Below are 8,519 nucleotides of genomic sequence, written 5' to 3'. Positions count from 1 at the left end.
CCGTCAGCGGAAACCAACTAGCCGCTGGCCGGGTCGCGGTGCATCATAAAGCCGCTCACTGTGGCGCTTGGGCGTCAGGTGTAGCGGCGGGAAATGATGCCTGAATTTCAAAAATTACCTGTTTCACAGTTCTGTAATATTCCAGGATGTGAGGTATGGTTCAATGACCGGCCCGATAAATGGAGCAAGTCATGAGAACCGTCGCTTTCTACAGCCCGAAAGGCGGAGTCGGGAAAACCGCGTCTGCCGTCAACATCGCCTATCTGGCCAGCGCCAACAACTGCGCGACGCTTCTCTGGGATCTCGATCCCCAGGGCGCCGCCAGTTTCTACCTGTCTGGCGCGACCCGGACCAAGGGCAAGAAGATTGGCAAGCTGCTTGATGGCCGCGAGCCGATTGCTGACTTTGTTGCAGAGAATGTCTACCCTAATCTGGATCTGCTCCCCTCGCATCCCAGTTTCCGCAATTTTGATATCAAACTGGAAGACGACGGGCGCAGCAGCCCGCTGAAGGAAATCCTTGCGCCGCTGTCGGAGGACACCAGCCTGGTGATTCTTGACTGCTCACCCGGCCAGTCACGCCTGACCGAACATGTTCTGAAAGTCGCGGACCTGGTTTACGTCCCGCTGGTGCCGACCTGGCTATCCCTGAACAGCTGGAACCAGTTCCGGGAGCTGGTTGCGGACAAGAAGCTCGGGCTCAAAAAGCTGCGTCCGTTTTTCACCCTGGTAGACCGGCGCAAGAATCTGCACAAGGAAATGACAGGCAGGAATTCCGAACTTTTCGACCGTCCCTCGAAAGCCATGATCCCCTATTCCAGCGCCGTTGAGCGGATGGGCGAGGAAGGGCTGCCGCTGGAACTGCTCAGCCCCCACTCCGAACCTGCCGCCAGCTACCGCCAGCTCTGGGCGGAAATGAAAGCGGAACTCTGGGACTGAGCTCACAGGCCCCAACTGGCCTGCCCGGCGCCAGTGGCAGGGACCAGCAGGGTAACCGGCATTTTTTTGATTTTTAATAGCTGCTCTGGCGGCAGGAAATGTTATCTTCACAAGCCCCGTCAAACCCATAGCTGAAGATAACTGAATTGCGATGTTACTCTCCTCGCATGAGCCAATGGAGTCATTATGCTGTCGACTTTGCCTGACGGTCACTGTCGTTGGCGCACCACCGCCAACGGATACCGTCTGTTCCGGATTTTGCTGACCCTCGGACTGCTCGGAATGAGCGCCGAAGTGCTGGCCCACGCCGTAGCCCAGGGCGACAAGGGGTATATCCAGGAAATCACCGGGGTAAACCTGATTTCGTTCATGTACCTGGGGGCCAAACACATGGTCACCGGCTATGACCATCTCCTGTTCCTGCTGGGGGTGATCTTCTTCCTGTACCGCATGCAGCACATCGCGATCTACGTGAGCCTGTTTGCCCTGGGGCATTCCACCACCATGCTGCTGGGGGTGTATTTCAATATCGGCATCAACAGCTACCTCATAGACGCCATCATCGGCCTTTCGGTGGTTTACAAGGCACTGGATAACCTGGGCGCCTATCAGCGCTGGTTCGGCTTTCAGCCCGACACCAGAGCCGCCACACTGATCTTCGGGTTCTGCCACGGTTTTGGCCTGTCTTCGAAAATCATCGAGTACGACATCTCCCCCGATGGACTGGTGCCGAACCTGCTGGCGTTTAACGTGGGCGTGGAAATCGGACAGCTCATTGCCCTCGCCATGATCCTGATTGTGATGAGCTTCTGGCGCAAGACCGATGGCTTTTTCCGCCATGCCTATACCGCCAACGTTGCAATGATGAGTGCGGGCTTCCTGCTCATCGGTTATCAGCTTACCGGCTACTTTATTGCCTGATTGTGGAGACTTTTTATGTATAACAATGATATGCCGTCACGTGATGAACTGCCTGGCACAGCGCAACTGATTCGTTCAACCCTCATTGCTCTGGTTGTTGCACTGGTTTTGCTGGTAACCGTGGTTATGCCGGCCGAGTATGCCGTTGACCCCACAGGCGCAGGTCGCCTGCTGGGTCTGATGGAAATGGGTGAAATCAAGCAGCAACTGGCGGAAGAAGCCGCCGCCGAAGAGGCCGCGACTGTATCCGTGCAGGCTCCCGAGCCAGTTGCCGCAGCCGGCCCGGAACCCGAATATGCACCTCTGCAATTAGCGCAGGAACCGGCCCGGGCACCGGTTGCCGAACCCGGGTGGCAGGATGAAGTGACCTTCGTGCTGACGCCGGGCGAAGGCACAGAGTACAAACTCACCATGAATGAAGGTGCGGTTGCCCGCTATTCATGGCTATCGGAAGGCGGCCCCGTCAATTACGACACCCACGGTGACGGCGGTGGCGATTTCATCTCCTACGAGAAAGCCCGGGGGGTGCGCGCCGACGAAGGCGAGCTGGAAGCCGCATTCACCGGCAACCACGGCTGGTTTTTCCGCAACCGGAACGATCACGACGTCACGCTCGTGCTGCGGACCAGTGGTGACTATGGTGAAATGAAAAAGATGCTCTGAGCAACCCGGACATACTGACACCTGGATGCCGTGATGGACGACCTGGCCCAACAATTTCTGGAAAATAACGCGACGGCTGTCAACCTTTTCATTGCACTGCTGCTGGGCGCCGTTATCGGCCTCGAGCGCGGCTGGGGAAACCGGAAAAAGGCGTCGGGGGAGCGCATCGCAGGCATTCGCACCTTCGCGCTCATCGGCCTGCTCGGCGGCATTGCCGCGGTGCTGACCGAGGAAATAACGGCCTGGGCCTTCCCGGTACTGCTGATCGGCCTGATCGCCATTGCCCTGGTTGCCTACAACAAACAGTTTGAGCAATCCGGCAACTTCAGCATCACCGGCATGATCGGCATGGTGCTGACCTACTGTTACGGCGCCATAGCGGTAGCTGTCGACCCGACACTGGCGACGGCCGCTGCCGTCATCACCGCCATCATTCTGGACAACAAGGCAGAGATCCACGGGCTGGTCGAACGCCTCAAAGAGAGTGAACTTGATGCGGCGCTCAAACTGCTGGCCATTTCCGTGGTGCTGCTGCCCCTGCTTCCGGATAAGGGGCTCGGCCCCGGCGGCGCCCTGAACCCGAGGGCCATCTGGTGGATGGTGGTGCTGATTGCCTCAGTGTCCTTTGTCGGCTACTTTGCCGTGAAACTGTTCGGTACCGGGCGCGGGATTCTGTTTACCAGCCTGTTTGCCGGATTAAGCTCGTCAACGGCCCTGACCCTCCATTACGCCCGCCAGTCCAGCCATTCCCCCGAACTGAGCCCGCAACTGGCCAGTGGCATTCTGATTGCCTGTGGCACCATGTTTCCCCGGATTCTGGTTTACTGTCTGCTGATCAGCCCCGCACTGCTGCCGAGCCTGTGGTTGCCGGTCACGGTGATGAGTCTGTTGCTGTTTGTCCCGGCGCTGGTTATCTGGCGGCGCAATCAGAAGCAATTAAAGGAAAGCCAGCCAGTGATGACCCAGAACCCCCTGGAACTGACGACCGCCCTGACCTTCGGACTGCTGCTCACGGCCATTCTGTTGCTCGGAGAGCTTATTCAGCACTGGGCTGGCGACGCCGGTATCCTGGTTCTGGCGGCAGCCTCCGGCATTGCCGATGTTGATGCCATTACCCTGTCCCTCACCAGGATGTCCCAGACCGGCCTGACACCCCAGACCGCCGTCCTCGGCATTGTGATTGCCGCAACGGTCAACAACCTGGTCAAAGCGGGAATGGCCGGCGTGATCGGACAGAAAGCCCTCGGGATCAAGGTGGCAGGCCCGATGATACTGTCGTTGCTGGCGGGGCTGGCTGCGGTTTACTTTGCCTGACCGGGTCTGTTGCAAATAAACATTTACCGGGCTTTGCGAAACGTCAGATTATAGCGGCAGGCTCCGGTCAGGGGATGCGCCAGCGATTTGAGGGTCAGCACGCCATGATACCGAAGCCGCGATGACCCGCCCCAGACCACCACATCGCCGTGTTCCAGAGGAACCTTCTGCGGCCGGTCACTGCGCCGGTCGCCGCCGAACTGGAACACAATGGGTGAACCCAGCGATACCGAGACGATGGGCTGGCTGAAATCGGTTTCATCCTTGTCCTGATGCAGGCCCATTCTGGCGCCGGGCAGGTACCGGTTGATCAGGCAGGCGTCGGGCTCGAAATCCGGATACCCTGCCCTTGCTGCGGCGTCCCGGGCCAGATCCCGGAAAATGTCCGGCATCTCGGGCCAGGTCTGACCGGTTAACGGGTCGGTCTGCTGGTAGCGGTACCCTTGCCGGTCTGTCACCCAGCCCCAGGGGCCGCAGCAGGCCATGGCAGCGGACATGGTATGGCCGCCGGGGGTCTGCATCTGGCGCAGCGGCGCCTGTTCCGTGACCCGGTTGATGGCGTCCAGTAACGCTGGCCCACTCGCGCTGGCAAAACGCCTGAGCACGACTGCGCCATCTTCCAGGGGCTCGGCCCAGGGCTCTTCCAGGTTGGCGAAAAGGTTGTCAGAGAAATCCGCTGTCATGCTGCTATCCTAACTTTCCGGAACCTTGCAGGTAAATTACCGGGGAATAACAAAGTAAGCGTCCCCTCATTCGGTCTGATGGCAATCCAAGTTATGCTGTGCGCCTGATGACCTGATTTTCCATCCATAGATTAAGGAACCACACATGTTCGGCCTGTTTATCGGCGGTTTGATCGGCTACATGTTCGGGCGCTTTCCCGGACTTCTGATTGGCGCGGCAATGGGTGCTATTCTGGCCCGGTATATCAGACACCGCCTGTGGCAGAAGCTCAGCAGTGTGCAGGCCAGCTTCCTGGACTCCGTGTTCGCCGTGATGGGTGCGCTGTGCAAGGCCGACGGGGTGGTTACCCGGGACGAAATTCAGGTGGCCGAGCGGCTGTTTGACCAGTTCCGCCTGTCCGGTGAAAACCGCGAGCGGGCGAAAGCGGCTTTTAACCGTGGCAAGGCTGATGGCTTCGACCTGGACGCCGAGCTGCAGCATTTCCTGAGAGTCAGTGGCCGCCAGTCCGCGCTGTTGAAAATGTTCCTGCAGGTGCAGGTCACAGCCGTTGCGGCCGACGGAGTGGTTCACCCGGCCGAACACGAAATGCTGGTTCGCATCGCCCGGGGGCTGGGTCTGCCAGAGGAGCAGGTTGATCAGCTTGAAGCCATGCTGCGGGGCTCCCAGGGCGGAGGCGCGGGGCAATCCGGCCAGCAGTCATCTGCCAGCCAGCTTGAAGATGCCTACAAAGTGCTCGGCGTTTCTTCCTCTGACAGCGATGCCGAGATCAAGAAAGCCTACCGCAAGCTGATGAGCGAAAACCATCCGGACAAGATGGCCGGGCGCGGGATGCCGGAAAGCATGCGGGAAATGGCCGAACAGCGCACGCGGGAAATCAGCCACGCTTACGATGTCATCAAGACCGCGCGACAGGACTGAGGAGCCTCCCCAAGTCACTCGCCGACAAGTTTCTGCCCTGCCCGGCTGCCGAGCACCAGTAACGCCGGAGTCAGCAACAGCGTCAGTATAGTTGCGAACGCCAGGCCACCGGCAATTGCGCTGGAAAGCTGGGTCCACCACTGGGTAGAGGGTGCGCCGATACCCAGGGCAGGCGTCAGCAGATCGACATTGACACCGACTACCATTGGCATCAGGCCGAGCACCGTGGTCACTGCGGTCAGCACAACCGGGCGCAGGCGCAGGCAGCCGGTTTCCAGGGCAGCGTTGTAGGCATCCATGCCGGAGGCGCGCATCTGGTTGTAGGTATCGATCAGAATGATGTTGTTGTTCACCACAATACCCGCCAGGGCGATGATCCCCATGCCGACCATCACGATGCCGAAGGCCTGGCCGTTCAGCAGCAGCCCCAGCAGCACCCCGGCAGTGGACAGCACAATGGCCGAGAGAATCAGCAGCGCCTGGTAGAGCGAGTTGAACTGGGTCACCAGAATCAGCAACATCAGGCCGATCGCCACCAGAAAAGCAGTGGCCAGAAACTCGGACGCCTGTTTCTGGTCGGCATTTTCGCCACCAAAACTCAGGGTGACACCTTCCGGGGTTTCCGGCATGCGCTGCTGCAGAGCTGACAGCAGCGAGTCTGCCTGGCGATCCGGCGCTACATCCGAGCGGATGGTAACCGTGCGCTGACCGTCCACCCGCACAATGCTGCCGACCTTGTTGCCGGGTTCCAGCTGCACAAACTGTGACAGCGGCACCTGGCCTCTGGCGGTATTGATGGTCTGACGCTGGAACTGGTCAAGCTCCCGCCAGTTGTTGGGTACCCGCACCACAATATCCACCTCATCCCGGACGTCTTCCGGGCGATAGGTCGCCAGTACCAGACCGTTGGTGACCAGCCGCACCGCACTGCCGACGCCCAGCACATCGGTACCGAAGCGGGCGGCGGCCTCACGGTCCACATTCAGGCGCCATTCGATACCCGGCAGGCTGCGATCGTCTTCCACGTCCACAAACCCGCCCAGCTCGGCCATTTCCGTCTTGATCTCATCGACGTAACGGTCCAGTTGGCTGCTGTCCCGGCTGCTGACCATCAGCTCGATGGGTTTGCCAGCCGCCGGGCCACCTTCCTGCTTGCGGAATTCCAGCGCTATGCCGGGAATATCGGCCGTGCGCGCCCGCAGTTCCTCAAGAATCAGCGTGGCCGGGCGGCGCTGGCTCCAGTCGGTAAACTGGAACTGCAGAACACCTATCACATCGGGCGCCATACGATTGTTTGTCGACACCATGGACCTTGCATAGAGTGCCTTTACTTCCGGCATGCCCTGAAGCCGCTGCTCCACTTCCCGCACAATTTCATCGCGCTCCCACACCGACAGATCCCCCCTGGCCCTGACCTGTACCTGGGCCGAATCGGGTTCGACACTGGGAAAGAACTCCACGCCATGATTGAACCTGGCATAGGCGCCATAAATCACCGCGACCACTGCCAGCGCACCAGCCAGGGTGGTGGCCGGTGACGCCAGCAGTCGGGCCAGTACCAGGCGGTAGGCTCTGCCCATCGGCCCGGCTTCACTGGCGTGCCTGGCCCGTTTGCCGCCACTGAGGCTGCCCATCACCGGCAGGAATATCAGCGCCATGGCAAGAGAGGCGAGCAGACAGATGATCACCGTCATCGGCAGGTACTTCATGAACTCGCCGACCACTCCGGGCCAGAACAGCAGCGGTACAAAAACCGCCAGGGTGGTTGCGGTAGAAGCAATAATCGGCCAGGCCATCCGGCTGGCGGCCTGGCCCCAGGCGGTGGCAACAGGCTGGCCCTCGGACAGATTACGGTCGGCCAGTTCCGACACCACGACGGCACCGTCTACCAGCATGCCGGCTACCAGGATGAGACTGAAAAGCACGACAATATTGAGGGTCAGACCCATGCTCCAGATCACCAGAATGCCGGTCAGAAACGCGCCCGGAATGGTCAGGCCGGCCAGTAGCGCAGACCTTGGCCCCATGGCGCCGACAATCAGCACTATTACCAGCACTACCGCAGTCAGCACGTTGTTCAGCAGGTCGTTCAGAATGTCCCGCACATCGCCGGACTGATCCATGATGTAGCGCACTTCCAGCTCGTCCGGAAGTTCGCTGTCGGCGGCCCGTATCAGTTCCTTCACCTTCTCGACCGTTTCAATGACGTTCGCGCCCGTGCGCTTGGACACTTCCAGAACCAGCGCAGGCTCACCATTGATCCGTGCAAACCCCTGGGGATCGCGGAAGGTTCGCTGCAGCATGGCCACATCGCGAAAGGTGACCACCGTATCACCGTCGACCTTGATGGGCATGGTCATCACATCTTCGATGGTTTCGATGACGCCCGGCACTTTCATGGTCATCCGGCCGGCGCCAGTGTCCAGGCTGCCGGCCGCCACCAGCTGGTTGTTACGGGCAACCAGCCGGCCCAGGGTGTCGTAGTCGATGCCGTAGCTCTCCAGCACCTGGGGATTGACGACCACTTCCAGAAGGTCTTCCCGGTCGCCCCCGATGACCACCTCCAGAACTTCCGGGATACCCTCAATGGCATCCTGCAGCCGACGGCCGATAGTGACCAGCTCGCGCTCGGAAAGCGGGCCGGACAGGCCAATGGAAAGCACCGGAAAAAGCGATACGTTGATCTCGTTGACTCTGGGTTCGTCGGCCTCCCCCGGCAGTTTGCTGCGGGCGGTATCCACCTTTTCCCGTACATCCTGCAACGCCTTGTCCGGATCAAAACCGGCGTCGAATTCCAGCATCACCGACGCATGCCCTTCAGAGGCCGTTGACCGCATTTCCTTCACTCCCTCGAGAGAACGCAGCTCCTGTTCCATGGGGCGTATCAGCAGGCGCTCCGCATCCTCCGGGCTGATGCCGTTGAGCGTCATGGAAACGTAGATCATGGGGATGGTGACGTCCGGGTTGGCTTCTTTCGGGATCACCTGGAACGCGGCCATGCCGCCGACAACCAGAAACAACAGGGTGAGGAAGGTGGTTCGGCTGCGATTGAGGGCGGCAAAAATAACGGTTCGCATGAAA

Annotated in this window: 7 protein-coding genes; 5 read left to right on the top strand and 2 right to left on the bottom strand. The window is 59.9% G+C overall.

All coding sequences use genetic code 11. The features are described from left to right. Positions 1-191 precede the first annotated feature (191 nt). From VJ956_RS12280 to VJ956_RS12265, 4 genes are all read left to right on the top strand, one after another. The gene (locus VJ956_RS12280; protein WP_324085334.1) at positions 192-938 is read left to right on the top strand and encodes a ParA family protein; all 747 of its coding nucleotides are present in this window, start codon (positions 192-194) and stop codon (positions 936-938) included. A 186-nt stretch (positions 939-1,124) separates the two neighbouring features. After that, a complete protein-coding gene (locus tag VJ956_RS12275) occupies positions 1,125-1,859 on the top strand; it encodes a HupE/UreJ family protein (RefSeq protein WP_324085333.1) in 735 nt (244 codons plus the stop codon). A 15-nt stretch (positions 1,860-1,874) separates the two neighbouring features. Next, positions 1,875-2,522 (top strand): hypothetical protein, encoded by a 648-nt coding sequence (locus tag VJ956_RS12270; RefSeq protein WP_324085332.1) that lies wholly within the window; start codon positions 1,875-1,877, stop codon positions 2,520-2,522. Positions 2,523-2,555: 33 nt separating this feature from the next. After that, positions 2,556-3,836, top strand: a complete 1,281-nt coding sequence (locus VJ956_RS12265; RefSeq protein WP_324085331.1) for an MgtC/SapB family protein — start codon at positions 2,556-2,558, stop codon at positions 3,834-3,836. Positions 3,837-3,859: 23 nt separating this feature from the next. Here the strand turns inward: VJ956_RS12265 and alkB are convergent, their stop codons facing one another. Next, complete coding sequence (gene alkB / locus VJ956_RS12260; RefSeq protein WP_324085330.1) at positions 3,860-4,519, bottom strand: DNA oxidative demethylase AlkB; 660 nt, start codon at positions 4,517-4,519, stop codon at positions 3,860-3,862. A gap of 145 nt (positions 4,520-4,664) precedes the next feature. Between alkB and djlA the strand changes: the two genes are divergently transcribed. Further along, positions 4,665-5,438 (top strand): co-chaperone DjlA, encoded by a 774-nt coding sequence (djlA, locus tag VJ956_RS12255; protein WP_324085329.1) that lies wholly within the window; start codon positions 4,665-4,667, stop codon positions 5,436-5,438. Between the two features lie 14 nt (positions 5,439-5,452). On the opposite strand, the gene VJ956_RS12250 is transcribed toward djlA, so the two are convergent. Then, positions 5,453-8,515 carry an efflux RND transporter permease subunit gene (locus VJ956_RS12250; protein ID WP_324085328.1) on the bottom strand — a complete coding sequence of 1,021 codons (3,063 nt, stop codon included), beginning with the start codon at positions 8,513-8,515 and terminating at the stop codon, positions 5,453-5,455. Positions 8,516-8,519 lie beyond the last annotated feature (4 nt).

Origin of the sequence: Marinobacter sp. (genome assembly GCF_035268745.1) — a bacterium.
In the GTDB taxonomy this organism is placed as follows: domain Bacteria; phylum Pseudomonadota; class Gammaproteobacteria; order Pseudomonadales; family Oleiphilaceae; genus Marinobacter.
The sequence above is the reverse complement of the archived record's forward strand: the minus strand, read 5'-3'. Positions and strand labels throughout refer to the sequence as shown.